Source organism: Halorhodospira sp. 9621 (genome assembly GCF_022228055.1).
In the GTDB taxonomy this organism is placed as follows: Bacteria; Pseudomonadota; Gammaproteobacteria; order Nitrococcales; family Halorhodospiraceae; genus Halorhodospira; species Halorhodospira halophila_A.
This window is the reverse complement of record NZ_JAJNRD010000020.1, coordinates 1-25635: the sequence shown is the minus strand read 5'-3', so window position 1 is coordinate 25635 and position 25635 is coordinate 1. Positions and strand designations below refer to the sequence as shown.

Annotated in this window: 23 protein-coding genes; 17 read left to right on the top strand and 6 right to left on the bottom strand. The window is 70.5% G+C overall.

Features of this window, described 5'->3' with window-relative positions:
- Positions 1-14: 14 nt before the first annotated feature.
- The 4 genes from LRF89_RS09675 to LRF89_RS09660 are packed head-to-tail and all read left to right on the top strand — an operon-like array spanning position 15 to position 3504.
- Positions 15-1235, top strand: coding sequence for a protein-glutamate methylesterase/protein-glutamine glutaminase (locus LRF89_RS09675; RefSeq protein WP_238637005.1), 1221 nt, complete (start codon positions 15-17; stop codon positions 1233-1235).
- A gap of 19 nt (positions 1236-1254) precedes the next feature.
- The gene (locus tag LRF89_RS09670; RefSeq protein ID WP_238633590.1) at positions 1255-2052 is read left to right on the top strand and encodes a ParA family protein; all 798 of its coding nucleotides are present in this window, start codon (positions 1255-1257) and stop codon (positions 2050-2052) included.
- On the top strand, positions 2045-2986 hold the full coding sequence (locus LRF89_RS09665) for a chemotaxis protein CheW (protein ID WP_238637004.1): 942 nt from the start codon (positions 2045-2047) through the stop codon (positions 2984-2986). Before LRF89_RS09670 ends, LRF89_RS09665 begins: the two co-directional genes overlap by 8 nt.
- A 20-nt stretch (positions 2987-3006) precedes the next feature.
- On the top strand, positions 3007-3504 hold the full coding sequence (locus LRF89_RS09660) for a chemotaxis protein CheW (RefSeq protein ID WP_201168447.1): 498 nt from the start codon (positions 3007-3009) through the stop codon (positions 3502-3504).
- Between the two features lie 351 nt (positions 3505-3855).
- Here the strand turns inward: LRF89_RS09660 and LRF89_RS09655 are convergent, their stop codons facing one another.
- Genes LRF89_RS09655 through LRF89_RS09640 form a run of 4 tightly spaced genes read right to left on the bottom strand, consistent with a single transcriptional unit; the run spans position 3856 to position 7732 of the window.
- The gene (locus LRF89_RS09655) at positions 3856-5136 is read right to left on the bottom strand and encodes an HlyC/CorC family transporter (protein ID WP_201168446.1); all 1281 of its coding nucleotides are present in this window, start codon (positions 5134-5136) and stop codon (positions 3856-3858) included.
- 24 nt (positions 5137-5160) lie between these two features.
- Positions 5161-5634, bottom strand: coding sequence for a cupin domain-containing protein (locus LRF89_RS09650; protein ID WP_201168444.1), 474 nt, complete (start codon positions 5632-5634; stop codon positions 5161-5163).
- A 4-nt stretch (positions 5635-5638) separates the two neighbouring features.
- Positions 5639-6748 (bottom strand): RuBisCO large subunit C-terminal-like domain-containing protein, encoded by a 1110-nt coding sequence (locus LRF89_RS09645; RefSeq protein WP_201168443.1) that lies wholly within the window; start codon positions 6746-6748, stop codon positions 5639-5641.
- Between the two features lie 21 nt (positions 6749-6769).
- Positions 6770-7732, bottom strand: a complete 963-nt coding sequence (locus LRF89_RS09640; RefSeq protein WP_201243140.1) for a GGDEF domain-containing protein — start codon at positions 7730-7732, stop codon at positions 6770-6772.
- Between the two features lie 87 nt (positions 7733-7819).
- On the opposite strand from LRF89_RS09640, the gene rraA reads away from it, so the two are divergent.
- Complete coding sequence (gene rraA, locus LRF89_RS09635; RefSeq protein ID WP_201168440.1) at positions 7820-8314, top strand: ribonuclease E activity regulator RraA; 495 nt, start codon at positions 7820-7822, stop codon at positions 8312-8314.
- A 47-nt stretch (positions 8315-8361) separates the two neighbouring features.
- On the top strand, positions 8362-8754 hold the full coding sequence (locus LRF89_RS09630) for an RNA-binding S4 domain-containing protein (protein ID WP_238637003.1): 393 nt from the start codon (positions 8362-8364) through the stop codon (positions 8752-8754).
- Here LRF89_RS09630 and LRF89_RS09625 read toward each other — a convergent pair.
- Both LRF89_RS09625 and LRF89_RS09620 read right to left on the bottom strand, forming a co-directional pair.
- Positions 8751-11870, bottom strand: coding sequence for an error-prone DNA polymerase (locus tag LRF89_RS09625; protein WP_238637002.1), 3120 nt, complete (start codon positions 11868-11870; stop codon positions 8751-8753). The two genes, LRF89_RS09630 and LRF89_RS09625, sit on opposite strands and share 4 nt — an antisense overlap.
- A gap of 49 nt (positions 11871-11919) precedes the next feature.
- Entirely contained in the window at positions 11920-12687 is a 768-nt protein-coding gene (locus tag LRF89_RS09620; protein WP_201243022.1) for a hypothetical protein, read from the bottom strand.
- 76 nt (positions 12688-12763) lie between these two features.
- Here LRF89_RS09620 and LRF89_RS09615 point away from each other — a divergent pair, with 76 nt between their 5' ends.
- The 11 genes from LRF89_RS09615 to LRF89_RS09565 all read left to right on the top strand — a co-directional run.
- Positions 12764-14413, top strand: a complete 1650-nt coding sequence (locus LRF89_RS09615) for a Na/Pi cotransporter family protein (RefSeq protein ID WP_201168436.1) — start codon at positions 12764-12766, stop codon at positions 14411-14413.
- Positions 14414-14459: 46 nt separating this feature from the next.
- Positions 14460-17177: a cation-transporting P-type ATPase gene (locus tag LRF89_RS09610; RefSeq protein WP_238634946.1), complete on the top strand. Its 2718-nt coding sequence runs from the start codon at positions 14460-14462 to the stop codon at positions 17175-17177.
- 264 nt (positions 17178-17441) lie between these two features.
- Positions 17442-20732: an LAGLIDADG family homing endonuclease gene (locus LRF89_RS09605; RefSeq protein ID WP_201243019.1), complete on the top strand. Its 3291-nt coding sequence runs from the start codon at positions 17442-17444 to the stop codon at positions 20730-20732.
- Between the two features lie 125 nt (positions 20733-20857).
- Complete coding sequence (locus LRF89_RS09600; protein WP_201168431.1) at positions 20858-21565, top strand: TSCPD domain-containing protein; 708 nt, start codon at positions 20858-20860, stop codon at positions 21563-21565.
- A gap of 175 nt (positions 21566-21740) precedes the next feature.
- Positions 21741-22709, top strand: a complete 969-nt coding sequence (locus LRF89_RS09595; protein ID WP_238637001.1) for a patatin-like phospholipase family protein — start codon at positions 21741-21743, stop codon at positions 22707-22709.
- Between the two features lie 44 nt (positions 22710-22753).
- Complete coding sequence (locus tag LRF89_RS09590) at positions 22754-23341, top strand: YajG family lipoprotein (protein ID WP_238637000.1); 588 nt, start codon at positions 22754-22756, stop codon at positions 23339-23341.
- Positions 23338-23835, top strand: a complete 498-nt coding sequence (locus tag LRF89_RS09585; protein ID WP_238636999.1) for a hypothetical protein — start codon at positions 23338-23340, stop codon at positions 23833-23835. The genes LRF89_RS09590 and LRF89_RS09585 overlap by 4 nt, the downstream gene beginning before the upstream one ends.
- A gap of 106 nt (positions 23836-23941) precedes the next feature.
- Entirely contained in the window at positions 23942-24625 is a 684-nt protein-coding gene (locus tag LRF89_RS09580; RefSeq protein ID WP_201168426.1) for a MotA/TolQ/ExbB proton channel family protein, read from the top strand.
- Positions 24615-25019 (top strand): ExbD/TolR family protein, encoded by a 405-nt coding sequence (locus tag LRF89_RS09575; RefSeq protein WP_201168425.1) that lies wholly within the window; start codon positions 24615-24617, stop codon positions 25017-25019. The genes LRF89_RS09580 and LRF89_RS09575 overlap by 11 nt, the downstream gene beginning before the upstream one ends.
- Positions 25016-25420 carry an ExbD/TolR family protein gene (locus LRF89_RS09570; RefSeq protein ID WP_201243016.1) on the top strand — a complete coding sequence of 135 codons (405 nt, stop codon included), beginning with the start codon at positions 25016-25018 and terminating at the stop codon, positions 25418-25420. Before LRF89_RS09575 ends, LRF89_RS09570 begins: the two co-directional genes overlap by 4 nt.
- A gap of 1 nt (position 25421) precedes the next feature.
- Positions 25422-25635 (top strand): hypothetical protein (locus tag LRF89_RS09565; protein ID WP_238636998.1); only part of this gene is annotated, 214 nt, incomplete at its 3' end.

Sequence of the window (25635 nt, the reverse complement as noted above, 5' to 3'; positions counted from 1 at the left end):
TAGAGGAGGACTGGGTGAGCATTCGGGTTCTGGTGGTCGACGATTCCGGCTTCTTCCGCCGGCGCATCCGCGCCATGGTCGAGCAGGACCCGCGTCTCGAGGTCTGCGGCGAGGCTGGCGATGGACGCCAGGCCGTGTCCCTGGCCCAGCGCCTGTGCCCGGACGTCATCACCATGGACATCGAGATGCCCGAGCTCGACGGCATCTCGGCGGTCCGCGAGATCATGCAGCGCCGGCCCACCCCGGTCCTGATGTTCTCCTCGCTCACCCACGAGGGCGCACGGGCCACCATCGAGGCGCTGGAGGCCGGCGCCGCCGATTTCATCCCCAAGCGTTTCGCCGACCTCTCCGGGGATATGGAAGCGGTCCAGCGGCAGCTCTGCGAGCGGCTGGTGGAGCTTGGCGGCGGTCGTCGCGGCGGCGGTTCCCGGGGCGGGCAGGCGGCCGCCTCCCAGGCCCGCTCCCCCGCCCCGACACCCCCTCCGGCTGGCGGTGAGGCCGACCGACCCCGGCGCACCCCTGCCTCGACGGCGCCGTCGACCCGGCGGAGGACGGGCGGCGAGCTCGCGCCCGAGTCCCCGGCCGAGTCCCCGACCCCGGCAGCCGAGCCTGCCACTGCCCCCGCGGCAGGCCCCCGGCGGGGCGCGCGCGGCGCTCCGCGCCTGGCCGACCTGCAGGCGGTGGTCATCGGCTGCTCCACCGGCGGTCCGGTGGCCCTGCAGCGGGTGCTGACGCGGCTGCCAGCGAGCTTCCCGGTACCCGTGCTGGTGATCCAGCATATGCCGGCCTCCTTCACGCCGGCCTTCGCCGAGCGTCTCAACGAGCTCTGCCAGGTGCGCGTGCGTGAGGCGGCCGATGACGACATGCTGCGCCCGGGCGAGGTCCTGCTCGCTCCCGGAGGCCGGCATCTGGGGGTGCGCGGGCGTAGCGGCGCACTCAGCGTCTACACCTACGAGGGGCAGAGTGACCACCACTACAAGCCGAGCGTCGACATCGCCTTCAGCGAGCTGGCCCGGCTGGCCCCGGGCGGGGTGCTGGGCATCGTGCTCACCGGCATGGGCTCCGACGGGGCCAAAGGGGCCCGGCTGCTCAAGGATAACGGCTGCTGGGTGTGGAGCCAGGACGAGGCGAGCAGCGTCATCTACGGCATGCCTGCGGCGGTGACCCGGGCCGGGCTCACCGACCAGGTGCTGCCCCTGGACCGGATCGGAGACGAACTCGCCCGCCTCCGCTAGCGGGCAGGATCGCAGGCCTATGCGCATCTGGACCGTGGCCAATCAGAAGGGCGGCGTCGGCAAGACCACCGTCGTCACCAGCCTGGCCGGGCTGCTCGCCCAGCGCGGCAGCTCGGTGCTGGTGGTCGACCTCGATCCCCACGGCTCGCTGACCAGCTACTTCGGCTACGACCCGGAGGAGGTCGAGCCGAACCTCTACGAGCTCTTCCGCCACCAGGGGCGGGGTGTCGACCCCGAGGCGATGAGTGTGCCCACCGCGGTGCAGGGGCTGCACCTGCTGCCGGCGTCCACCTCTCTGGCGACCCTCGACCGGCAGCTGGGCAGCCGCAAGGGGATGGGGCTGGTCATCCGCCGCGGCCTGAGCACCATGGCCCACCGCTTCGACTACACCCTGCTCGATTGCCCGCCGATGCTCGGCGTGCTGATGGTCAACGCCCTGGCCGCCTGTGAGCGGCTGATCGTGCCGGTGCAGACTGAGTTCCTGGCTCTCAAGGGGCTGGAGCGGATGGTCCATACCCTGGAGATGATCGAGCGCTCGCGGCCCCGTGCCCTGCCGTACACCATCGTCCCGACGCTCTATGACCGGCGGACCCGGGCCGCGACTCGGGCCCTGGAGGAACTGCAGCAGCGCCACGGCGAGCGGGTCTGGCCCGGTGCCATCCCGGTGGATACCCAGTTCCGCGAGGCCAGCCGCGAAGGCCTGCCGCTGACCGTGATGCAGCCCTGGTGCCGCGGCAGCCTGGCCTTTCGTAAGCTGCTCGATCACTTGACCCGCGGCGAGCGCGAGCGTGACAACGAGGTGGCCGGCCATGTCTGAGGAGGATCCGGGCAAGGGGCTTCCCGATCACCAGCGCGCCCTGGGGGAGTACCTCCAGGCCCTGCTCGACGACGTCGAGGACTACACTCCGGAGGCGGAGGCGGAAGCACCGGCATCCGATGCCCCGCAGGCGGAGCCGGCACCGGCCCCGCGGGCGCCGGATGCGGAGCCTGCGTCGGGGTCGGCACCCACCGGGCCGCCGCCGGCTGCCGAGCGGCAACCGGCCCGTACCCGGGAGACGCCGCCGAGCCGGGTGGCCGAGCGCCCGCGGATGCCGCAGGCGCCGCCGCCGTCGGTGGCCCCGCCGGAGACGGCCCCCGGCGAGCCCGAAGCGCACCCGCCGTCCGCCGAGACCGCAGCGCCGCCCCGGCCACGGGCCGGGGCTACGGGAGGCGGCCAGGAGCCGCCGACCGACCCCACCCCGGCGTGGGCGCGTCCCTTCTTCCAGGCGCTGACCCTGCACGTGGGCGCGCTTCGCCTGGCGGTGCCCCTGGTCAAGCTCCACCGGGTGGTGCCGTGGGAGGATCCCGACGAGGTCGAGCCCACCGTGGGGCAGCCGGGGTGGATGCACGGGCTCCTCGACCACCGGGGGCGGTATGTTCAGGTCGTCGACACCGCCGAGCTGGTCCTGCCCGAAGACCGTCGTCCGCCGCTCGAGGAGCGCCGCGCCGGGAAGATCATCATCGTCGGCGACGGCAACTGGGGGCTGGCCTGCCGCGAGGTGGGCGCGGTGCTCAAGCTCACCCCGGATCAGGTGCAGTGGCGCTCGGCTCAGGGCCGGCGGCGCTGGCTGGCGGGTACGGTGCGCGAGCACCTCTGTGCGCTGGTGGATCCCGACGCCTTCGCCGACATGCTCGAGCAGGAGGGCGGCGTCGGGGGCACCCTGGCATCCCCCGCCGCCGGGGGGCAGAATGGCCCCGCCGGCTCCCGTTAAACCCGTAGCGAGGGGAATACATGGCTTACGAACAGGCACAGTACGATGAGGATGCCGAGCTCGCCGAGGGGCCGACCTCCCAGTGGGTGACCTTCAAGCTCGGCAATGAGCACTACGGCATCAACGTGATGCAGGTCCAGGAGGTCCTGCCGTTGTCCGAGATCGCGCCGGTCCCCGGCGCGCCGGAATTCGTGCTGGGCATCATCAACCTGCGCGGCAAGGTGGTGACAGTGATCGACACCCGGCTGCGCTTCGGGATGCAGTCGCGGGAACCCGACAAGCAGAGCCGGATCATCGTCATGGAGGTGGCGGAGAACGTCGCCGGGATCCTGGTGGATAGCGTCGATGAGGTGGCCAGCGTCCGCGAGGCGCAGATCGATACGGCGCCAAACGTGGGCAACGAGGAGTCGTCGCGCTACATCTACGGGGTGGTCAGCCGCGAGGATGGGCTGCTGATCCTGGTCGACGCCAACAAGCTCCTGACCGAGGACGAGTGGCAGGAAGTCGCCGCCCTCTGATCCGCGAGCAGTCCGCCGGGCCGCGGTCACCCCGCCCGCCGGCGGGTTTGGTGAGGTTGGAGACGGAAGCTGCCGCGGTGTGGGGCCTGCCGCCGCGCGGATGTGCGCGCCCCGCCTGCGGCGGGGTTCCCTGCGCTGCTCGCCCCGCCGGGGCCGCTCGCTCAACTCGCGGCGCTAACGCGCCGCTCGGACAAGACCTCGCTGATGAGCGCGAACCGGTAAAGGTTCGCGCTCACCCCCCGTCGGGGCTGCGCGGCTCGGCGCGCCCAAATGCGCGGCGGCAGGCCCCACAAAGCGGCAGCCCTGCACATCGCCCGAGGCCCGCCGGCGGGCGGGGTGGCCGCGGGCGCGCTACGACTCGCGCCGGACCGAGGGCGGGCGCTCCGGCTGGATCTCCGCCGTCTTCACCCGATTGCCCTGGGTCTGCACGATGGTCACCGGATAACCGTCGATCAGCAGGCTCGTGCCCGCCTCGGGGATGGTCTCCAGCCGCTCGAGGATCAACCCGTTCAGGGTCTTCGGCCCGCTGGTCGACAGCTCCCAGCCCAGTACCCGATTCAGCTCCCGGATCGTCGCGCTGCCCTCGACCAGATAGGTTCCATCCTCCTGCCGGGTGATCGAGCGGGTCAGCGTGCCCGGATCCGTCGTGAATTCGCCGACGATCTCCTCGAGGATATCGTCCAGGGCCGCCAGGCCCAGGATCTCGCCGTACTCGTCCACCACCAGCCCGACGCGCTCGCGCTGGCGCTGGAACTTCAACAGCTGGGTGTGCAGCCCGGTGCCCTCCGGGATGAAGAACGGCTCGTGCAGCCGGGCCTGGAGGTCCTCCGGCGTGAAGCTGCCGCGGACCAGGTCGCCGACGATCCGGCGCACATGCACGAACCCCAGGACGTGGTCCACCGTGCCGCGGTAGACGGGCATGCGGGTGTACTGGCTGTTGGTCAGCCGTTCCAGGGTCTCCGGCCACGGATCGTCGAGGTCGATGCCGACGATCTCCGTGCGCGGGATCATGATGTCCTCCACCGTCGCTTCCTCCAGGTCGAGGATGCTCACCAGCATGTGCCGGTGGCGGCGGGGGATCATGTTGCCGGCCTCGTTGACGACGGTGCGCAGCTCCTCCTGGCTGAGCTCGGCGGCGCTGACGTCCTCGACCCGCACCCGGACGATGCTCAGTAGGGCGTTCGCCGCCGCATTGACTAGCCAGACCAGGGGGTAGAGCAGGCGCAGGAGCAGCCACAGCACGTAGCTGGCCGGGAAGGCCACGCGCTCTGGATGGACGGCGGCGAGCGTCTTGGGTGCCACCTCGGCGAAGATCAGGATCACCAGCGTCAGCAGGCCGGCGGCCACGGCGATGGCGCTCTCGCCGTGCAGGCGCAGGGCGATCAGCGTCGCCAGGGAGGAGGCAGCGATGTTGACGAAGTTGTTGCCGAGCAGGATCACCCCGAGGACCCGGTCCGGTCGCTGCAGGAGCCGCTCGGCGATGCGTGCACCGCGATGGCCCTGCTTGGCCAGGTGACGCATGCGGTAGCGGTTGAGCGACATGAGCGCCGTCTCCGAGCCCGAAAAGCAGCCGGAGAGGACGATCAGGCCGCCGAGGGCGGCGAAGAGCAGGCTGACGGGAATCGCTTCCAACGGGGGTCCGGGGCCTCGGTGGCTTCAGGTGCGAATGCGTCGGGCGACCGCCGGTTCGGCGCAGAGTCCGGCCAGATCGTCGCCATCCGGGCGCTGCGGGCGGTCGCGGTCGCGGTCGACGATGCAGAGAAAGCCCAGCGGCTCGTCGCCGCCGGTGGCGTGGATCTGGTGCCAGGCCCGCGGGGCGATGTAGACGCAATCCAGCGGGGTGACGACCTCGACCCGGTTGTCGAGGACCACCTCGGCGCGGCCGCGCACCACGATGACCACATGGGTGTGCTCGTGGCGCTCGAGCGTCGTGTAGCCGCCGGGCTCCACCTCGAAGTAGCGGGTCTCGAAGGCCGGAGCCTCCTGCCCGGACGGACGGCCGACCAGGGTCTGGCGGCGGGCACCACTGAAGTGGGTGCCCTCCGCCTTGTAGGCCTCTTCCTCGATGCCCTCCCAGCGGTAGCCCTGCTCGCGCAGGACGCGGGAGGCGTCGTGCTCCTCGCCGGTCATGCCGCTAACGGCCCTCCACCACGTCCTGCAGCCGGCGCGCCGCGGCGACCCGGTCGCCCTGGGCGTAGAGGCTGCCGCCGATCAGCAGCACGACGTCCGGGCCGTAGCGCTCGGCCCAGTAAGGCGCCCGCTCGGCGTCGACCCCGCCGCCCGGGGTGGGCAGGGCGGGGCGGATGTCGCCCAGTGGCCGGCGCAGGCGGTCGTTGATGCGGTCACACAGGGCCTGATCGTAGGTCGGGAAGCGCCCTTCGGCGTTGGTGTAGACGACCATATCGGCGCCAAAGAGCCGGGTGATCTCGCCGAGCAGCAGGGCGGGGTCGATGCCGTGCTCGGCGCCGGCCACGGCCCCGGCGAAGGCCGGGTGGGCCATCAGCGCCATGTCGTAGCGCTCCCGGGCCCAGATCAGTGCGTCGAGGCCGGTCAGGAAGGGGCAGATGAGCACCGCCTTGCAGCCGGCCTCCTGGGCGGCGTCCAGGCGCTTGTCCAGCTCCCAGCGCGGCCCGGTGACGTTGGGCAGGTAGAGCGAGCGGCCGCCGGTCTCGGCGTTGACCTCATTGACGGCCTGCTGGCACGCCTGCACCCGGTCGACGAAGCGCGAGGTGTCCTGATCGCAAAGGCCGTGGTCGTCCTTGATCAGGTCGATGCCGCCGCGGGCGAAGTCGGCGCAGAAGCCGGCCAGCGTGGCGGTATCCAGCCCCAGGGGCTTGAGCGCCGTAGAGCTCATCGGCCGCTCGGCGATGCCGAGCATCTCGCGCACGCCGGTGGTGCCGTAGCGCGGGCCGCCCAGGGCCTGCAGCAGGTTGGGCGTCCACTCGACGTCGGCCAGGCGGATTCCGCTCTTGAGCGAGATGTTGCCGAACAGGTTGTTGATCAGCTGCGTCGGCTCGAGACCGGTGATCGCCTCCGGGAAGTCCAGGACCAGGCGGTGGCGACCGTCGTCGAGGGCCGTCAGCTCCTGGATCGTTGGCACCACGTCGTCGTAGACGTGCGCCGGGATGCAGCGCGAGGGCAGCTCGGCGCTCTGCTCCAGGGCGATGCCCTTGGCCTTGTCGTGGGGGTCTTCGCCGGGGCGGCAGGTCAGGTGGTAGGTGACGCGCAGGGTTTCGGCAGACAAGGTGGTTCCTCTCCGGTTCGGTCAGTTCTGGTTGGCGTTCGGGGGCGCGATGAGTTCGGCCACGCGGAGCAGGTCGCCGCCCTCGTCGAGGGCGCAGGTGACCGCGCTCTCGGCCGCCTCGAGCAGCAGATCGCGGTTGCTGCCGTGGTCCGGGTAGGCGGCGACTCCGGCGGAGACAGTCACCGGGCCGAGGGGGCGACCGCGCTGGTGGATGCGCAGCTCGGCCAGCTCCTCCCGGACCGCCTCGGCGCGCATGGCGCCGTTGTCCAGGCTGGCGTCGGGCAGCAGGATCCCGAAGCCGTTGTCACCAGCCCGGCAGCAGACGTCCGAGCCGCGGAAGGCGTGGTGTACGGCATCGGCCATCACCTGCAGCAGCCGGTCGGCGGTCTCGCTGCCGTGCTCGGCGGCGAAGGCCTCGAGGGTGTCCACCTCCAGGCGGATCAGCACCAGCCCGGCGTTCACGCGGCGGGCGCGGTGGAGCTCACGCTCCAGGGTGTCCTCCAGGTAGCGCCGGTTGAACAGCCCGGTGAGTGGGTCGCGGACGTTGCGGTGGCGCACCCGGCGCTTGAGGACGTGCCCGGAGAGGCTGATCGCTGCGGCGGTGGCCAGGCTCCGCAGCAGCTCCTGCTCGGCCTCGGATTCGATCTCCGGGCACGGGATGCGCAGCTCGGCGACGGTCAGGCCGTGGGCCTGCAGGGGCAGGCGCAGCTCATCGGTGGGGCCGCGCGGCAGCGTCGTGCGCAGGGAGCGCTCCTGGGGCGGAAGCACGACGCCGGCCTGCCAGCCGCCGCTGTGGTACCAGCCCTCGCGGTCGAGGGCGAGCTGCCAGAGCTCGCCGGAACTGCGCGGCAGCAGCCGGGCCGCGGTCTCGCAGAGGGTCTGCACGACCTCCTCCTGCCCGTGGCTCTCGGCCAGGGCGGTGAGATACCCTCCCAGGGCGGCGACGGTGTCGGCTTGCGCGTGTGCTGCGTGCTGTGCGCTCATGGCCCTCGGTACCCAGTCGGCGTTCAGACGGTTACCTTAAACCAACACCCCGCATACCAGCCAGTTGGAGTCACGACAGGAGGCGCCATGGCGCTGCTGACCACCGATCTCTGTGATGCCCACGCCGATGACCCGGGCGTGCAGCTGCGCGTGATGAACCCGATGCTCATCGGCTACGGCGGGCGCACCCGCTTCGGCGGCCGGGTGACCACGCTCAAGCTCTTCGAGGACAACGTCCGCGTCCGTGAGCTGCTCAGCGAGCCCGGCGACGGCGGCGTGCTGGTGGTCGACGGCGGCGGCTCCATGCGGTGCGCCCTGCTTGGCGACCGGCTGGCGGCGCTGGGGCGGGATAACGGCTGGTCCGGGGCGGTCATCTACGGCTGTGTGCGCGACAGCGCCGAGCTGGCGCAGATCGACTTCGGCGTCCAGGCGCTCAATACCCACCCGCTCAAGAGCCAGAAGAAGGGCCTGGGCGAGCGGGATGTCTCGGTGACCTTCGCCGGGGCCACGATCCAGTCGGGCGACTGGCTCTACGCCGACGAGGACGGGGTCATCGTGGCGACGCGCGAGTTGACCCTGTAGGGGCCCGGTAGCCGGGCAGCGAGTGATTCGGCAAGGGGGCAGCGGGCATGAGTGATCGTTCGGCATCGGTGCGTCTCGATCGCTGGCTGTGGGCGGCGCGCTTCTTCAAGACCCGCCGGCTGGCCGTCGAGGCGGTGCAGGGGGGCAAGGTCGATGTGGACGGCGCCCGGGCCAAGCCGAGCCGGGCGGTGCGCCCCGGGGACCGGCTGACCATCACGAAGGCGCAGCAGCGTTTCGAGGTGGTCGTCCGCGATGTGGCCGAGGAACGCGGGCCGGCCCGGGTGGCGGAGACCCTCTACGAGGAGACCGAGGCCAGCCGCGAGCGGCGTCAGCGGCAGGCTGAGCAACGCCGCGCGACTGCGGCGTCCATGCCACGGCCGAGCCACCGCCCTGACCGGCGCGAGCGCCGGCGCCTGTCGGCATTCAAGAAGGGGAGCTAGCTGAAGTCCCGCGAACGGACGTCCAGCTCGCCGATCAGGGCCGAGAGATCCTCCAGGCGGCCGGCGATCAGGTGGCCGACGCCGTGCCGGTACTGCCACGTACCGGCCACCCCCAGCAGCCGGGCCTCGAGCAGGGGGCGGTGCTGCGCCTCGGCGGTGGCGCGGCGCACCACCAGGTTGATCCGGCCGGTCTCGTCCTCCAGCGTGACGAAGGTGATCCCTCCGGCCGATCCGGGGCGCTGGCGGTTGATGACCAGACCCGCGGCCCGCACCGGGCGGCCGTCCTTCGCATCGGCCAACTCGGCGGCGCTGCGGTAGCGCCGATCGCGCAGCTGTCGGCGGAGGAAGGCGACCGGGTGGCGGCGCAGGCTGAAGCCGGTGCTGGCGTAGTCGGCGAGGACCGCCTGGGACTCCCGGGCCGGTGCGAGGCTTGGCCGGTCGGTCTCGGCCGGCGGGGAGGGCAGCAAGGCGGTGCCCGCGTCAGCGCCCAGGGCCGCCCAGCTGGCCGCCCGGCGGTGCCCGGCGATGCCGCGCAGGGCATCGGCGCGGGCCAGGGCGCGGATATCGGCCCGCGACAGGCGGGCGCGGCGCTTGAGGTCGTTGACCCCGGTGAAGGGCGCCTGGCGGCGCGCGGCGGCCAGCCGCTCGGCGCCGGCGGTGGACAGTCCGCGGACCTGGTTCAGCCCGAGTCGCAGCGCCGGCTGCGTATCGCCGGTTGACCGGGTGGGCTCGAGGGTACAGGTCGGCTCGCTGAAGCGTACGTCCACCGGGTGGATCGTCACGTCGTGCTCCCGGGCATCGCGGATGATCTGCGCCGGGGCGTAGAAACCCATGGGCTGGCTGTTGAGCAGGGCGGCGGCAAAGGCCGCTGGCTCATGGCACTTGAGCCACGCCGAGGCGTAGACCAGCAGCGCGAAGCTCGCGGCGTGGGACTCCGGGAAGCCGTACTCGCCGAAACCCTCGATCTGCTGATAGAGCCGCTCGGCGTAAGCGTCGGCGTAGCCGCGCTCGCGCATCCCCTCGATGAGCCGCTCGCGCAGCGGTGCCAGCCCGCCCTTCTTGCGCCAGGCGGCCATGGAGCGACGCAGCCGGTCGGCCTCGTCCGGGGTGAATCCCGCGGCCACCACCGCCAGCTCCATGGCCTGCTCCTGGAAGATCGGCACCCCGAGGGTGCGTTCCAGGACCCCGCGCACCTCCTCCGAGGGGTAGTCCACCGGCTCGCTGCCCTCGCGCCGGCGCAGGTAGGGGTGGACCATGTCGCCCTGGATGGGGCCGGGGCGGACGATGGAGATCTCGATGACCAGGTCGTAGAAGCAGCGCGGGCGCATCCGCGGCAGCATCGCCATCTGCGCCCGCGACTCGATCTGGAACACCCCCAGGGTGTCGGCGCGGCGGATCATGGCGTAGGTGGCCGGGTCCGCCGGGGGCAGGGTGGCCAGGGTCCAGGCGTGGCCGCGCCAATGGCGGATGAGTTCGAAGGCGCGGCGGATCACGCTGAGCATCCCCAGAGCGAGGACGTCCACCTTGAGCAGGCCGAGCGCCTCCAGGTCGTCCTTGTCCCACTGGATCACCGTGCGCCCGTCCATGGCGGCCGGCTCGATCGGCACCAGCTCGGTGACCGGGCCGCGGGCGATCACGAAGCCGCCGACGTGCTGCGACAGGTGCCGCGGAAAGCCGAGGAGTTCGCTGGCGAGCACATGCAGTCGGTGCGCGGTGGGCCCCTCCGGGTCTAGACCGGCACGGCGCAGCTGCTCGTCGCCGGCCGCCGAGCGGTCCCACGGCTGCAGCCCCTTGGCCAGGCGTTCGACGGTCTCCCGCGCCAGCCCCAGGGCCTTGGCCACGTCGCGCACCGCTGAGCGGGGCCGGTAGGCGATCACCGTGGCCGCCAGGGCGGCGCGGTGCCGGCCGTAGCGCTGGTAGATGTACTGGATGACCTCTTCGCGCCGGTGGTGCTCGAAGTCCACGTCGATATCCGGTGGTTCGCCGCGTTCGCGTGAGACGAAGCGCTCGAAGAGCACCGACTGGTGGGCCGGGTCCACCTCGGTGATGCCGAGGCAGAAGCAGACGACGGAGTTGGCCGCCGAGCCGCGGCCCTGGCAGAGGATGCCGCGCCCGCGGGCGAAGGCGACGAGATCGTGGACGGTCAGGAAGTAGTGCTCGTAGCCGAGTTCGGCGATGATTGCCAGCTCGCGCTCGTAGCTGGCCCGTACCCGCGGCGGCACCCCGTCGGGGTAGCGCCGGTGGGCCCCGGCCTCGACCAGGTGGTGCAGATGCGCTGCCGGGCTCGTGCCTTCGGGGACGACCTCCTCGGGGTACTCGTAGCGCAGCTCGTCCAGCGAGAAGGAGCAGCGCGCTGCCACCGCCGTGCTTTGTGCCAGCAGGTGGTGCGGGTAGCGCCGGGCCAGGGCGGCGCGCGGGCGCAGGTGGTGCTCGCCGTTGCTGGCCAGATGGGGGGTGACCTCGGCCACCGGGCGGCCGTGGCGGATGGCGGTCAGGGTGTCGTGCAGGGCGCGACGGCCCCGGGTGTGCATCTCGGCACCGGTGGCGGCCACCGCCGGCAGGCCGACGGCGGCGGCGCGGGCCTCCAGCTGCCGGCAGCGGGCGTCGTCGTCGGGGCCGCCGAGCAGCTCCACCGCCAGGTAGCCGCGCCCGGCAAAGCGTCGTGCGAACCAGTGCGCCTGGGCCTCGGCGTCGGCGGTCTCCTGCAGGGGCGGATCCGGCACGAGCAACCCGATGCACTCCGGTGCGGCGGTATCCAGATCCTCACGCGTGGCGTGGTAACGCCCTTTGGCGGCGCGGCTGCGGGCCAGGCTGATCAGGGCGCAGAGCTGTCCGTACGCCCGGCGGGTGGGGGCGAGAAGGACGACGCGCGGCCCGTCGGCCAGGTGCAGCTCGGTTCCGACGATCAGGTGCAGGCCGCGTTGCCGGGCGGCCTGCCAAGCGCGTACCGCCCCGGCCACCGAGCATTCGTCGGTGAGGGCCAGGGCGCGGTATCCCAGCTGCGCGGCCCGGGTGATGAGTTCCTCGGGTTGCGAGGCGCCGCGCCGGAAGGTGAAGGCGCTCAGGCAGTGGAGTTCCGCATACGCTGGGCTGGTGTCGTTGTATACACTGTTCATGGCAACAGTAGGCTGCCTCCTTGCCCGCCGAAAGGCAAGGGGGGTCAGCTCAGCGCCAGACGATGGGGAAGCGGCCGCTGGTGGCGTGGCGGAAGGCGTCGCTGCTGCGCTGGATGGCCACAACGGTGACCGCCGGGCAGAGGACGATCAGCATCAGGCCGAGCAGTCCCGCCGGCGGGTAGAGCAGGGAGATCGCCAGTACCGGGATCAGCATGATCACCAGGAACCACTCCAGGCTGGCGATGCGCTGGAGCATCCGCCGGGCGATGGGGCGGCCCTCGCGGATCCGTCCGTCGCTGCGCAGCAGGACCACCGGCGGCCACAGCCAGGTGGCCGAGATGGTGAGCATGGCCGTGTGCAGCACCAGCCCCGAGGCGATCTCCAGCGCCGGCGCCGTGGTCCACGGGGCGGCGGCACGCAGGCCGGCGTACTCGGCCACCGGGTCGCGCACGGCGTCACCGAGCAGGGCGACGACGGCGGCGACGAGCAGCGCCCCGGGGATCAGCCACAGCGCCTGCACCGCCCACAGCCGCATCAGGCGCCACAACCCGGACAGGTAGTGGGTCCTGGGCAGACCGTTTTGGGCCGCGGCAAGCAGCGTGCCCAGGGCAATGACCCCGGCGACGGCGACCCCGGTCAGCCAGGCGGTCAGCGCCAGGCGCAGCGGGAAGTCGAGCTCGCGGAGCTCGGCGTAGGCGTAGCCCGCTCCCTGGAGGGCAAGCAGGGTCGCGGCGATCAGGGGCAGGGTGACGACGAGCAGGCCGCGCAGCAGCAGGAGGGTGGCGTCGCGCAGCGTGGCGAGGATCAGATTGATCATCGGGGTACCGACTTCCGTGGACGCTTTAGTCTAACATCCCGCTGCGGCGCCACAGTTTCGGCGACAGGAGTGCTGAATGCAGGGCATGCAGGTCTTCACGTTCCTGGGCGGCATCGGCCTGTTCCTGCTGGGCATGCGGCTGATGAGCGACGGCCTGCGCGCGGCGGCCGGCGGTGCGCTGCGCGATATCCTGGCCGCCTCCACGCGGTCGCGGCTGCGCGGGCTGCTCTCGGGGGTACTGATCACCGCCGCGGTACAGTCCTCGAGCGCAGTGATCTTCGCCACGGTGGGCTTCGTGAACGCCGGGCTGCTGACCCTGACGCAGGCCATCGGGGTGATCTATGGCGCCAGCCTTGGGACCACGCTGACCAGTTGGATCGTCGCGGTGGTCGGCTTCAACGTCGACCTCCAGGCGCTGGCGCTGCCGGCCATCGGTCTCGGCGTGGGATTGCGGGTGGTCGCCGGCTCCGGGCGCCGTCAGGCGCTCGGCGATGCCATCGCCGGGTTCGGATTGTTCTTCCTGGGGCTGGATATCCTGCGCGGGACCTTCGCGGATGTGGGCGATCCGGGCATGCTCGCCGCCCTGGCCGGCCACGGGGTGTTGAGCCTGGTGCTGTTCGTCGGGATCGGCATGGTGCTGACCACGCTCACGCAGTCGTCCTCGGCGGCGCTGGCCATCACCCTGACCGCCGCTGCCGGCGGGCTGGTGCCCGAGCAGGCTGCGGCCGCCACGGTGATCGGCGCGGCGGTGGGGACCACCTCCACGGCGGTGTTCGCCACGCTGGGCGCCACCGCCAACGCCCAGCGCACTGCCTCGGCTCAGGTGATCTTCAACGCGGTGGCCGGTCTTGCGGCGCTGGTTGCCCTGGTGCCGCTGCTTGAGCTGGCCCACCACATCGTCGCCTGGCTGGGCCTGGAAGCGCACAAGGCGGTGGTGCTGGCCGTCTTCCATACCCTGATGATGCTCCTCGGGCTGGCCCTGATGTGGCCGGCCACGCCTCGCCTGGTGGCTTGGCTGGGGCGGCGCTTCCGCCGGGACGACCACACCCGGCCGCGCTATCTGGACGACAACGTGCTGACCACCCCCGCGCTGGCCCTCGACGCCGCCCGCCTGGAGGCCGAGCGCACCGGCGCCATGGCCCGCGCCATGGTCACGGCGGCGATCAGTGGTGGCGGGGCGGGGCAGCGCAGATGGCTCGAGGCCGAGCACCAGAAGCTGCAGCAGCTGGCGCTGACCATCAACGAGTTCGCCAACCGGATCGAGCGCAGCCACGGCGATCCGGCCATCGGCTCCAGCCTGGCCCACCTGCTGCGGGTGACGCAGTACCAGCAGAACATGGCCGAGCGCGCCGTGGCCTTGGCCCGGCTCGATGCCGACGGCGAGACCCGTATCGATGACCCGGAACTGGCCACTGCGGTGGACCGGCTGCTGGCCGAAGCGGTCCGCGGCATCGAGGCCACCGGCGCGGAGATCGATGCCTGGGACCGGCAGGCGGTGAAGACGACCCTGAAGGGCTTCGATCGCGAATACCAGCCGGTCAAGGAGCGGTTGCTGCGCGCCGGCGCCGCCGGGCAGCTACCGGTGCGGCGCATGGTGGCGGTGCTCGACCGCCTCTCGGCGGTCCGCCGGGCGCTGGATCAGGCCGCCAAGTCGGCCCGCTACCTGCGCAAGTTCCAGCACGCCGAGCGGGAGCTGGCGGACCCCGGGGAGCCCGGCGAGGGGTGAATGCTACACTGCAGCATCGGCGGGTAACCGCAAGGCGGGAGGTGGTATGCGCGAGGAAGCAGAGGGCTCCGGCCAGGAGCGGGCGGACTGGCACGCACGCGAGAGCGCCGAGGTGGTCCGCCGGCTCGGGGCGCAACCGGGCAACGGACTGACCGGCGAGGAGGCCGGGCAGCGACTTGAGCAGTACGGCCCCAACCGCCTGCGCCCGCCCGAGCGCGAGGGCCCGATCAGGCGCTTTCTCAAGCAGTTCCACAATGTCCTGATCTACATCCTGATCGTTGCCGGCGTGGTCACCGCACTGCTCGGCCATTACCTGGACAGTGCGGTGATCTTCGGCGTGGTGGTGATCAACGCCGTCATCGGCCACGTGCAGGAGGGCAAGGCCGAAAAGGCCCTGGACGCCATCCGCGGCATGCTCTCGCCCCGGGCCGTGGTGCTGCGCGACGGCGAGCGCATGACCGTCGACGCCGAGGACCTGGTCCCCGGCGACATCGTCCTGCTCGAGGCCGGCGACCGCGTGCCTGCCGACGTGCGCATCCTCGAGGCACGCAACCTGCGCCTGGACGAGGCGGTGCTCACCGGCGAGTCGGTGCCGGTGGAGAAAGCGGACGAGCCGGTGGCTGCCGACGCCGAACTCGGTGATCGCAAATCGTTGGCCTTCTCCGGCACCCTGGTCGCCTACGGTCGCGGCCAGGGCGTGGTCGTGGCCACCGGCGAAGCCACCGAGATCGGCAAGGTCAGCAGCCTGATCGCCGGGGTGGAGTCGATCACCACGCCGTTGCTGCGCCAGGTTGCCGAGTTCGGACGCTGGCTGTCGGTGGCGATCGTCCTGCTCGCCGGGGCGACCTTCCTCATCGGCTACTACCTGCAGGCCTACACCGCCATCGAGACGTTCCTCGCCGCGGTGGCCCTGGCCGTCGCCGCCATCCCCGAGGGGCTGCCGGCGATCATGACCATTACGCTGGCCATCGGCGTGCAGCGCATGGCCGGGCGCAACGCCATCATTCGGCGTCTGCCGGCGGTGGAGACCCTGGGGTCGGTCACCACCATCTGCTCGGACAAGACCGGCACGCTGACCCGCAACGAGATGACCGTGCGTAGCGTGGTCACCGCCGGGCAGGCGTACGAAGTCAGTGGCGTGGGCTACGTCCCCGACGGGGCCTTCCACCGCGACGGCGACGAGGCGGTGAGCGCTGCTGACGAGCCGGTCCTGGCACAGATGCTGCGCGGCGTGGCCCTGTGCAACGAGTCGGCCCTCTACCACCGGGACGGCGACTGGCGCCTGGAGGGCGATCCCACCGAGGGGGCGCTGATGGTGGCGGCGGTCAAGGGCGGCTTCGAACGCCGCGAGCTCGATCGCGCCTTCCCGCGGGTGGACGTGATCCCCTTCGAGTCGTCCTACAAGTTCATGGTGACCCTCCACCGCGAGCGCGAGGACGGCGGGCTGCTGATCATGAAGGGCGCCCCGGAGCGTGTGCTGGCCGCCTGCACCCAGGAGCGGACCGCCGACGGCGATCGCCCGCTGGACCGGGACGGCTGGCAGGAGGTGCTCGATGGCATCGCCTCGCGGGGTCAGCGGCTGCTGGCGGTGGCGGTCAAGGAGACCGACCCCGACCACCGCGAGCTGCTCTTCTCCGACGTCGAAGAGGGCATGGTGCTGCTCGGGGTCATGGGCATCATCGACCCGCCCCGCGAGGAGGCCATCGAGGCGGTGACCGAGTGCCACCGGGCCGGGATCGGGGTGAAGATGATCACCGGCGATCACGCCCTGACCGCCGGAGCCATCGGCGAGCAGTTGGGTATCCGCGGCCGGCCGCTGGTCGGCCACGAGATCGAGGCCATGGACGACGACGAGCTGGGTCGTCGTTGCCTGGAGACCGATGTCTTCGCCCGCACCACGCCCATCCACAAGCTGCGCCTGGTCCAGGCCCTGCAAGGGCACGGCCAGATCGTGGCGATGACCGGGGATGGGGTCAACGATGCCCCCGCGCTCAAGCGCGCCGACGTCGGCATCTCCATGGGCAACAAGGGCACCGAGGCGGCCAAGGAGGCCTCGGAGATGGTGCTCGCCGACGACAACTTCGCCTCCATCGCCCACGCGGTGGAGGAAGGGCGCACCGTCTACGACAACCTCAAGAAGGCGATCCTTTACCTGCTGCCCACCAACGGCGGTCAGGCGTTCACCATCGTCATCGCCATCATGTTCGGGCTGACCCTGCCGGTCACCCCGGTGCAGGCGCTGTGGATCAACATGGTCACCGCCGTCACCCTGGCCCTGGCGCTGGCCTTCGAGCCCCCGGAGCCGGGGTTGATGGAACGCCGACCGCGGGATCCGGCCAAGCCGATCCTCTCGGGCTTTCTCATTTGGCGGGTCCTGTTCGTGTCGGTGTTGCTGGTGATCGGCACCTTCGGTCACTACGTCTACATGGAGGCGCAGGGGGTCAGCGATGAGCTGGCTCGCTCGGTGGCTATCAACACCCTGGTCATGGGGCAGGTCTTCTACCTGTTCAACGCCCGCTACATCCTCGAGCCGGTGACCAGCGTCGCCGGCCTGTTCGGCAGCCGGGCGGTGCTGATCGCCATCGGCGTGCTCATCGTCCTGCAGGGGCTGTTCACCTACGCCCCGCCGGTGCAGGCACTGTTTGGCACCGCCGGGCTGGGCCCGGAGGAGTGGCTGCGGGTGCTGATCTTCGGGATCCTGCTCTTTGGTGTCGTGGAGCTGGAGAAGGCTGTGCTGCGGCGGCGGATCTCGCCGGAGGACTGACCCCGTCGGTCGTGGGTCCGCTGCGGCGCCGCGGCCCGGCCGGGCGGCTCCTCCCGGGGCGGCGCCCGCGGTTCCGCTAGCGATCCTCGTCTCGCCTGTCAAGACTTGAAATCACTACTGGTTGGGGTAACCTCTCCCGGTAACTACTACATATGGTGTTTCCCGCGAGCGTCGCCAGATCGGGGCCAGCGCCCGTCGCGCCGGCCCACAGGGGTTTTTTTGCTCGCGGTTCAGATAGAGCGGTTCAGGCAAGGGGGACGATCCATGACCAAGCGCGCCGAGAGCAAGGTCCAGGCGATGCGCCAGTCGGCCGGCGATGTGCCGATCCAGAGCGCCTCCCTCGACATTTGGGATAAGAAGTACCGGCTCAAGACCAAGGCCGAGGAGCCGGTCGACGGCAGCATCGACGAGACCTATCAGCGCGTCGCCCGGGCGCTGGCCGAGGTGGAGGAGACCGAGGCCAAGCAGGAGCATTGGTATGAGCGCTTTCTCTGGGCGCTGCGCCACGGCGCGGTACCGGCGGGCCGGATCATCTCCAACGCCGGGGCTTGGGACCACAAGCCGGCCACGTCCACGATCAACTGCACCGTCTCAGGCACCATCCACGACTCCATGGACGGCATTCTCAAGCGGGTCCACGAGGCGGGGCTGACCCTCAAAAGCGGTGCCGGCATCGGCTACGAGTTCAGCACCCTGCGCCCGCGCGGCGCCTACGTCTCCGGCGCCGGCGCCTACACCTCCGGGCCCCTGTCGTTCATGGACATCTACGACAAGATGTGCTTCACCGTCTCCTCCGCTGGCGGGCGGCGGGGTGCGCAGATGGCCACCTTCGACGTGGGCCATCCGGACGTGACCGACTTCATCCGCGCCAAGCGCGAGGACGGTCGCCTGCGCCAGTTCAATCTGTCGCTGCTGATCACCGACGCCTTCATGCAGGCCATGGAGGCCGATGCGGAGTGGCCGCTGGCCTTCCCGCTGACCGAGGACGAGGTCGCTGCCGAGGCGATCGATCTTCAGGATCCGGAGCAGGTCCTCTGGCGCGAGTGGCCCACCCGTGCGGGGTACGTCACCGATGGGGAGGGCCGCGTGGCCTGCCGCATCTACCGGCGAGTCAAGGCGCGCCATTTGTGGAACCTGATCATGACCTCCACGTACGACTACGCGGAGCCCGGGTTTATCCTCATCGATCAGTACAACGAGTTGAACAACAACTGGTTCTGCGAGGAGATCCGGGCCACGAACCCGTGCGTTACGGCCGAGACCTGGGTCCAGACGGACCAGGGGCCGCGCCAGGTGGCGGATCTGATCGGGACACCGTTCCGGGCCCGTGTTCACGGCGAGGATCACGATACCGGTGCCGACGGCTTCTTCCACACCGGCCGCAAGCCGGTGGTTCGCCTGCGCACCCGGGATGGCATGAGCCTGCGCCTGACCGCTGATCACCAGGTTCGCCGGGTCACCCGGCTCACGCGCTGGCAGCGAGAGGAGGCGTGGTGCCCGGCCGGCGAGTTGGCAGCAGGGGACCAGGTCGTGCTCCACGACCATCGTGCCGGCACCGAATGGGCGGGCCCCTATAGCGAGGATGACGGCTATCTGATGGGACTGCTCGTCGGCGACGGGACGGTCGAGCGCGACGGTCAGGCCATCCTGTCGGCGTGGCGGCCTGCAGCGGTCGCCAACGCGCCGCAGGCCAGCGGCGTGGACGGCGTCATGGCCGCTGCAGAAGCGGCGGTGCGTGCGCACCAGCACCGCGCGGATTTCAACGGCTGGCGAGAGGTGGCGGGACGCAACGAGTTCCGCCTGTCGACGGCGGCGATCAGTGCGCTGGCCGCCGAGCTGGGGCTCTCTGCCGAGGACAAGCGCCCCACCGAGGCCATCGAGCGCACCTCCAGCGCATTCCATCGCGGTTTCCTGCGCGGCCTGTTCGATGCCGACGGATCCGTGCAGGGTGGGCAGCACAAGGGCGTCTCCATTCGTCTCGCGCAGTCCGACCAGTCGAGCCTGGAGGCGGTGCAGCGGATGCTGCTGCGCCTGGGTGTCGTCGGGCGCATCTACGCCAACCGGAGGGCCGCCGGTGAATCGGAATTGCCTGACGGCCAGGGCGGTCGCCGGGCGTATCCGATCCGGGCCCAGCACGAGCTGATCATCACCGGCGAGAATCTGCGTACCTTCCGCGACGAGGTGGGCTTCGCGGATACCGACAAACGCCGCCGGCTGGATGCGGCCCTCGGCGGCTATCAGCGCCGGCTCAACCGCGAGCGTTTCGTCGCCGAGGTCGCCTCGGTGGAAGCCGATGGTGAGGCGGACGTCTACGATGTGCAGGTGCCCGGCGTGAACGCCTTCGACGCCCAGGGCGTGATGGTCCATAACTGCGGTGAGCAGGGGCTGCCGCCCTACGGCGCCTGCCTGCTCGGCTCGATCAACCTGACCATGTTCGTGCGTGACCCCTTCACGCCGCAGGCCCGCTTCGACTGGGACGAGTTCCGTGAGGCGGTGGCGGTGTTCACGCGGATGCTCGATAACACGGTCGAGATCAACGGCCTGCCGCTGGAGCAGCAGCGTGCCGAGATCGAGCGCAAGCGCCGCCACGGCATGGGCTTTTTGGGGCTCGGGTCGACGGTGACGATGCTGCGCATGAAATACGGCGACGCCGATTCGGTGGCGTTCACCGAGGAAGTGGCCAAGCAGATGGCGCTGACGGGCTGGCGCACCGGTCTCGAACTGGCGCAGGAGAAGGGGCCGGCGCCGATCATGGAGGAGCTCTTCGAGCTGACCCCGGAGCTGATGCGCAAGCGCCCCGAACTGCGCGAGGACGGCTACGAAGTCGGGGAGCAGGTCCCGGGCCGTGTCCTGTGGGGCCGCTACTCGCGCTACATGCAGCGGATCGCCGCGGAAGATCCGCAACTGGTCGATGAGCTCGCCCAAGTGGGGGCGCGCTTCACCCACCACAGCTCCATCGCGCCCACGGGCACCATCTCCCTGTCGTTGGCCAACAACGCCAGCAACGGCATCGAGCCGTCCTTCGCCCACCACTACGTGCGCAACGTCATCCGCGAGGGGCGCAAGACCAAGGAGCCGGTAGACGTCTTCTCCTTTGAACTGCTTGCCTACCGCCACTTCGTCGACGGCGACGCGCTACCCGAGGGCGGTGAAGAGGGAGCGGGCAAGCTGCCGGATTACTTCATCAGCGCCGACCAGGTGACGCCGAAGCAGCACGTGGACATCCAGGCGGCCGCGCAGCGCTGGGTGGATTCGTCCATCTCCAAGACGGCCAACGTGCCCACGGACTACCCCTACGAGGATTTCAAGGACATCTACCGCTACGCCTACCAGCAGGGACTGAAGGGGTGCACGACCTTCCGCTTCAACCCGGAAGTCTTTCAGGGCGTGCTGGTCAAGGAGAAGGACCTCTCCGAGACCACCTATCGCTTCCATCTGGAGGACGGCACCGTGATCGAGGCGCAGGGTGACGAGGAGATCGAGTACGACGGCGAAACCCACAGTGCCGCCAACCTCTACGAGGCGCTGAAGGAGGGGTACTACGGCAAGTTCTGAGTCGCCGTACCCTGGCGCGCTACGCCCGGACGGGGTTGTCTCCGTCCGGTGCGCAACGCCGGGTACCCGCAGACTGCCTAAGCCCGGAAACCGAACCGCAGCCCCGAAGCGGGGGGAGCAACGCAATGGCCAAGAAAATCGAGACGAGCATCGTCGACTACGAGGTGGTCCGCAACGAGCCGGATGCGCCGGAGCAGGGTCAGGAGGCCGCCGGTGGGCAGCCGGAGGCCGATATCCAGCACATGCACGAGCACATCGAGCGCCCTGAAGCGCTCCACGGCTCGACCTACAAGATCAAGACGCCGCTCTCGGAGCACGCCCTGTACGTCACCATCAACGACGTCATCCTTAATCCGGGGACCGAGCACGAGATCCGCCGCCCCTTCGAGATCTTCATCAACTCGAAGAACATGGACCACTTCCAGTGGATCGTAGCCCTGACGCGGATCATCTCGGCGGTCTTCCGCAAGGGCGGCGATTGCACCTTCCTCGCCGAAGAGCTGCGCTCGGTCTTCGACCCGCGGGGCGGATACTTCAAGCGTGGCGGGCGGTTCATGCCCTCGCTGGTGGCCGAGATCGGCGACGTCATCGAGACCCACCTGCGTGAGATCGGCATGATGGAGCCGGAGGGTCTCGACGAGCACCAGCGGCGCTTCATCGAGCAGAAACGGGCTGAGGTTGAGGGCGGCGGTCCGGCCGCGAACAACGGTGATGGCGAGTCCGGTGCCTTCCCGGAGGGGGCGCAGCTGTGCGAAAAGTGTCATACCAAGGCGATGGTGCAGATGGAAGGGTGTCTGACCTGCCTCAACTGCGGGGAGTCGAAGTGCGGCTGAGGAGTTCGCCGGGGGTGTGGCTGCGGGCGGCCCGCCGGCTGCGTGGCGGCAGCACGCCCCCCCGAGCGGTGGCCGATTGGCCCGGGTTGTGCTTTCCGCCCCTGCAGCTCTGGAATGCGCCGCCAAGTCCCGCCATGCTGCGTGAACTGGAGAGGGAACATCAGCAGAGACAGGCATGGTGAACCAGAACCGGGAGACTCCGCGGGTGGCCCTGGCGCTGGGCAGTGGCTCGGCGCGGGGCTGGGCGCACATCGGCATCATCCGCGCCCTGGAAAGGGCCGGCGTGCGCCCGCAGGTGGTGGTTGGTACATCCATCGGGGCGCTGGTCGGGGCCTTCTACGCCGCCGGCAAGCTCGACGAGCTCGAGCCGTGGGTGCGCAAGCTGACCCGGCGCGATGTGCTGGGCATGCTCGACCCGACCCTGCGTACCACCGGCGGACTGATCGAGGGGCGCCGGCTCTACGATTTTTACCAGGAACACCTCTCGGGCGCGGCCATCGAGGGGCTGGCCATGCCCTATGCTGCTGTGGCCACGACCCTCGGCCGCGGTACCGAGGTTTGGCTGCGCGAGGGGGATCTGGCCGACGCCGTGCGCGCCTCGAGTGCGTTGCCGGGGGTGTTCAGCCCGGTGCGTCGAGGCGGCGACTGGCTCGTTGACGGCGGGCTGGTCAACCCCGTCCCGGTCAGCGTCTGTCGGGCCCTCGACGCCGATGTGGTCATCGCCGTCAACCTCAACGGCGATCTGGTCGGGCGGCACCTGCGCGAGAGCGCCCACCACGCCGGTGCGGGTGTGGATCCGGAACGCTGGCTGCAGCAATTGCCCGCCGGCGTGCGCAGCCGCGCCAAGACCCTGGTGGGGCTGTGGGGCGACTGGACCGGGGCGCGGGATGCCGAGCGCAGCGAGGCACCGGGGGTCTTCGAGGTTCTCGCCGGGTCGCTGAACATCATGCAGGACCGCATCACCCGCAGCCGTATGGCCGGCGATCCGCCCGAGCTGATGCTTGCCCCCCGCCTGGCCCACATCGGCCTGCTCGAGTTCCACCGCGCCGAGGAGGCGATCAGCATCGGCAAGGCCATGGTCGAGCGGATGCTCCCCTCCATTCAGGATCTGTTCCAAAAAGGCTCCGGCAATCAGGTAGGATGACGCCGCACCGGCGTCCGCCGGCGGCAGCGAGCGAGGCGAGAGCGATGAGAGCAGTGGCAGTCATGCTGATGCTGGGGTGCGCCGCGGCCCTGGCCCTGAGCGGGTGCGCCCCCGGCGCGCAGACCGTGAAGCTGGCTCCGGAGACGGAGCAGATCGAGGAACGCGAGCGGGCCGAGCCGGCCGGGCTGGCGCTGCGCGTGATCGACCGGCGGCCCCGCGAGATCTTTGGTTACCGGGACGAGGCCGGCGGCGTGACGCTGGCCGGCGAGCCCGCGCTGGCCGAAGCCGTCCACGACGGCCTGGCCACGGCCTTCGAGCGGCAGGGCATTGCGGTAACCGAGTGGGACGGCGAGGCCGAGCGGCGCCTGGAGGTGGAGATCTACACCTTCGATTACGAGCGCTCGGGTGGCTTCCTCAACCGCCGGGCCAGCCTGAAGAGCGCGTGGATGGTCAGCGGCATGGTCGACGGCGAACGCTACAGTTCAGAGGCCCGGGTGAGCACCGAGACCCGGGCGCTGTTCGGGCCGGGTGAGGCGAAGAATGAGGAGCTGGTCAACCGGGTGCTTTCCCGGGGGGTGCGCCAAGTGGCCACCCAGAAGGACCTGCTTCGACTGCTGGAGGGTGAGACGTGAACGACAAGCGCAGCTCGGCGAACAACCCCAGGGATCCGCAGCAGATTCGCGAGCGCCTGGTCTGGCGCGCCGCGGTGGTGATGCTGCTGGCGATCACCGGCTGGCTGAGCTTCGTGGCCTTCGATGCCCAGGAGCGGGCCGACGAGCTGGAGGCCGAGTTGGCCGCCCACGAGGACCGCGAGGGGCTGCTGACCCGGTTCGGCCTGAGCACCGAGGTGGTACGTCGCTTCGAGGTGGCCGGCATCGAAGCCCCGCCGGAGCAGTACCTGCTTGAGGATCTGCAGGAGCGGGACGAGTGGTTGGCCGATCAGGCCGCGCGCCTGAAGGGACCACTGGTGATCGATACGGAGCGCAGCGCCGTGCTCTCGGACCACTGGGTCTTCGCCACCGTCGAGACCGAGACCGGCGGCGGCTCGGCGCTGCTCGCCTACGAACTCAGCGACGCCGGTGAGCTGAGCTGGGAGCTGCTCGCCTACGCCGCCGACGGCGAGTAGGGGGCGTCCCGGCAAGGCGGCCCGGCCGCCCCGCCGCGACATTGAAAACGATTCGCAATAGCATTAACCTATCCCGGTTATCGACAACCCCCACGAGTAATGCCCCATGAGTGAGAGCGACACGGCCGGCCCCTTCGCCGACGGGAGCCTGATCGAGCGGCTGATGGCCCTCCTCGACGACGGCGGGCCCGTGCTGACCCTGTTGGCCATCCTGTCGGTGTTCACCCTGGCCCTGATCCTGATCAAGCTCTGGCAGTTCACGGCGGCGCGGCTCTACGACCGGCGCACGCTCAACGAGGCACTGGCCGCCTGGCGGGCCGGACAGACCCAGGAGGCCCTGCAGCGGCTGGAGGCGAGCAAGCACCTGGGTGCCGAGCCGTTGGCCGTGGCCATGCGCGGACGGCTGGAGTCGCCCGATGACCAGGAACGGATCCGCGAAGAGGTGACACGGCTGGCCAGCGGTCGGCTGGAACAGCTGCGCGCCTACCTGCGCGGGTTGGAGGCCATCGGGGTGCTCAGCCCGCTGCTGGGGCTGCTCGGCACCGTGCTCGGCATGATCGAGGCGTTCCGCCAACTGGAGGCAGCCGGTAGTCAGGTGGATCCCTCCATGCTTTCCGGCGGCATCTGGGAGGCCCTGCTGACCACGGCAGCCGGGCTGGCGCTGGCGATCCCCGCGGTGGCCGCGCTCACCTGGCTCGAGCGCATCGTCGAGCGCTTCCGTCACCGTGTCGAGGATTCGGTCACCCAGGTCTTTACCACGGCGCCGCCGCCGCTGCGCCATGCGGATTGAGGAGGCGCCGCGCCGCCGGCGGCTGGTGAGCCTGACGCCGCTGATCGACGTCGTCTTTATCCTGCTGATCTTCTTTATGCTCGCCTCGACCTTCGTCGAGTGGCAGGCCTTCGGGGTCGATGCGCCGGCCGACGGGGCCGCCGAGGAAGCGCAGGACGAGGAGCCGCTGCGGCTCTACGTCACCAACGACGGATACCGCCTGGGGGACGAGTCGGTGGGCCCGGATGCCCTGCGCAGCCGCCTTGAGGAGGTCGGTAGGGACGACGCCGAACGCCGGCTTTTGGTCATTCCGGCCGCAGGGGCACCGGTGCGGGCCGTGATCCTTGCCCTGGACAGTGCTGCGGCCGCCGGGCTGGAGGATGTCGGCGTACTGCGTGAGGAGGCACCGGAATGAAGCTGCCCGAGCCGCCGCGCCGAGAGCCGGAAGAGAACGTCATCCCGATGATCAACATCGTCTTCCTGTTGTTGATCTTCTTCATGGTGGCCGGAACGCTTGAGCCGCACTCGCCGCTTTCCGTCGATCCGGCGGAGAGCGAGCGGGGGGCGGAGCTGGCGGGAGATCCCCTGCGGGTGTTGATTGACGCCGAGGGGCAGATGGCCGTGGATCAGGACGTCGTCGATGATCGTGAGCAGCTCCGCGAGCGGCTGAAGGCTGCGCTGGCAGAGGCGCCCGAGCGCCCGGTGGAGGTCAAGGCCGACGCCGATGCCGATTCGGCACGGCTTCTCGACGTCATGGACGACCTGCGCGAGGTCGGGGCCGAGCGGATGCAGCTGATGACCCGGCGGGAGCACTGAGATGGAGCCGCGCTGGATCCACTGGGTGGTTGCGGGCACTGTGGCCTTCGGCGCGCACGCCGCCATCCTGGCCTGGGTGCCCCGGGACGCCGAAGAGCAGATCGAGGAGCGCCATGCCCCGGAAGGGGTGGAGGTGCAGCTCTCCGCCGCCCCGCCGCAGCCGGAGGAGGAGGTGGTCGAAGAGCCGGAAGAGGACGAACCGGAGCCTGAGGAGC

Excerpts from the sequence above, each read along its gene's own strand:
- LRF89_RS09615 (WP_201168436.1), top strand. The coding sequence starts at position 12,764 with ATGCAGGGCATGCAGGTCTTCACGTTCCTGGGCGGCATCGGCCTGTTC.
- LRF89_RS09665 (WP_238637004.1), top strand. The coding sequence starts at position 2,045 with ATGTCTGAGGAGGATCCGGGCAAGGGGCTTCCCGATCACCAGCGCGCC.
- LRF89_RS09590 (WP_238637000.1), top strand. The coding sequence starts at position 22,754 with ATGAGAGCAGTGGCAGTCATGCTGATGCTGGGGTGCGCCGCGGCCCTG.
- LRF89_RS09650 (WP_201168444.1), bottom strand. The coding sequence starts at position 5,634 with ATGACCGGCGAGGAGCACGACGCCTCCCGCGTCCTGCGCGAGCAGGGC.
- LRF89_RS09600 (WP_201168431.1), top strand. The coding sequence starts at position 20,858 with ATGGCCAAGAAAATCGAGACGAGCATCGTCGACTACGAGGTGGTCCGC.
- LRF89_RS09575 (WP_201168425.1), top strand. The coding sequence starts at position 24,615 with ATGCGGATTGAGGAGGCGCCGCGCCGCCGGCGGCTGGTGAGCCTGACG.
- LRF89_RS09640 (WP_201243140.1), bottom strand. The coding sequence starts at position 7,732 with ATGAGCGCACAGCACGCAGCACACGCGCAAGCCGACACCGTCGCCGCC.
- LRF89_RS09620 (WP_201243022.1), bottom strand. The coding sequence starts at position 12,687 with ATGATCAATCTGATCCTCGCCACGCTGCGCGACGCCACCCTCCTGCTG.
- LRF89_RS09670 (WP_238633590.1), top strand. The coding sequence starts at position 1,255 with ATGCGCATCTGGACCGTGGCCAATCAGAAGGGCGGCGTCGGCAAGACC.
- LRF89_RS09630 (WP_238637003.1), top strand. The coding sequence starts at position 8,362 with ATGAGTGATCGTTCGGCATCGGTGCGTCTCGATCGCTGGCTGTGGGCG.
- LRF89_RS09660 (WP_201168447.1), top strand. The coding sequence starts at position 3,007 with ATGGCTTACGAACAGGCACAGTACGATGAGGATGCCGAGCTCGCCGAG.
- LRF89_RS09595 (WP_238637001.1), top strand. The coding sequence starts at position 21,741 with ATGGTGAACCAGAACCGGGAGACTCCGCGGGTGGCCCTGGCGCTGGGC.
- LRF89_RS09610 (WP_238634946.1), top strand. The coding sequence starts at position 14,460 with ATGCGCGAGGAAGCAGAGGGCTCCGGCCAGGAGCGGGCGGACTGGCAC.
- LRF89_RS09570 (WP_201243016.1), top strand. The coding sequence starts at position 25,016 with ATGAAGCTGCCCGAGCCGCCGCGCCGAGAGCCGGAAGAGAACGTCATC.
- LRF89_RS09580 (WP_201168426.1), top strand. The coding sequence starts at position 23,942 with ATGAGTGAGAGCGACACGGCCGGCCCCTTCGCCGACGGGAGCCTGATC.
- LRF89_RS09605 (WP_201243019.1), top strand. The coding sequence starts at position 17,442 with ATGACCAAGCGCGCCGAGAGCAAGGTCCAGGCGATGCGCCAGTCGGCC.
- LRF89_RS09625 (WP_238637002.1), bottom strand. The coding sequence starts at position 11,870 with ATGAACAGTGTATACAACGACACCAGCCCAGCGTATGCGGAACTCCAC.
- rraA (WP_201168440.1), top strand. The coding sequence starts at position 7,820 with ATGGCGCTGCTGACCACCGATCTCTGTGATGCCCACGCCGATGACCCG.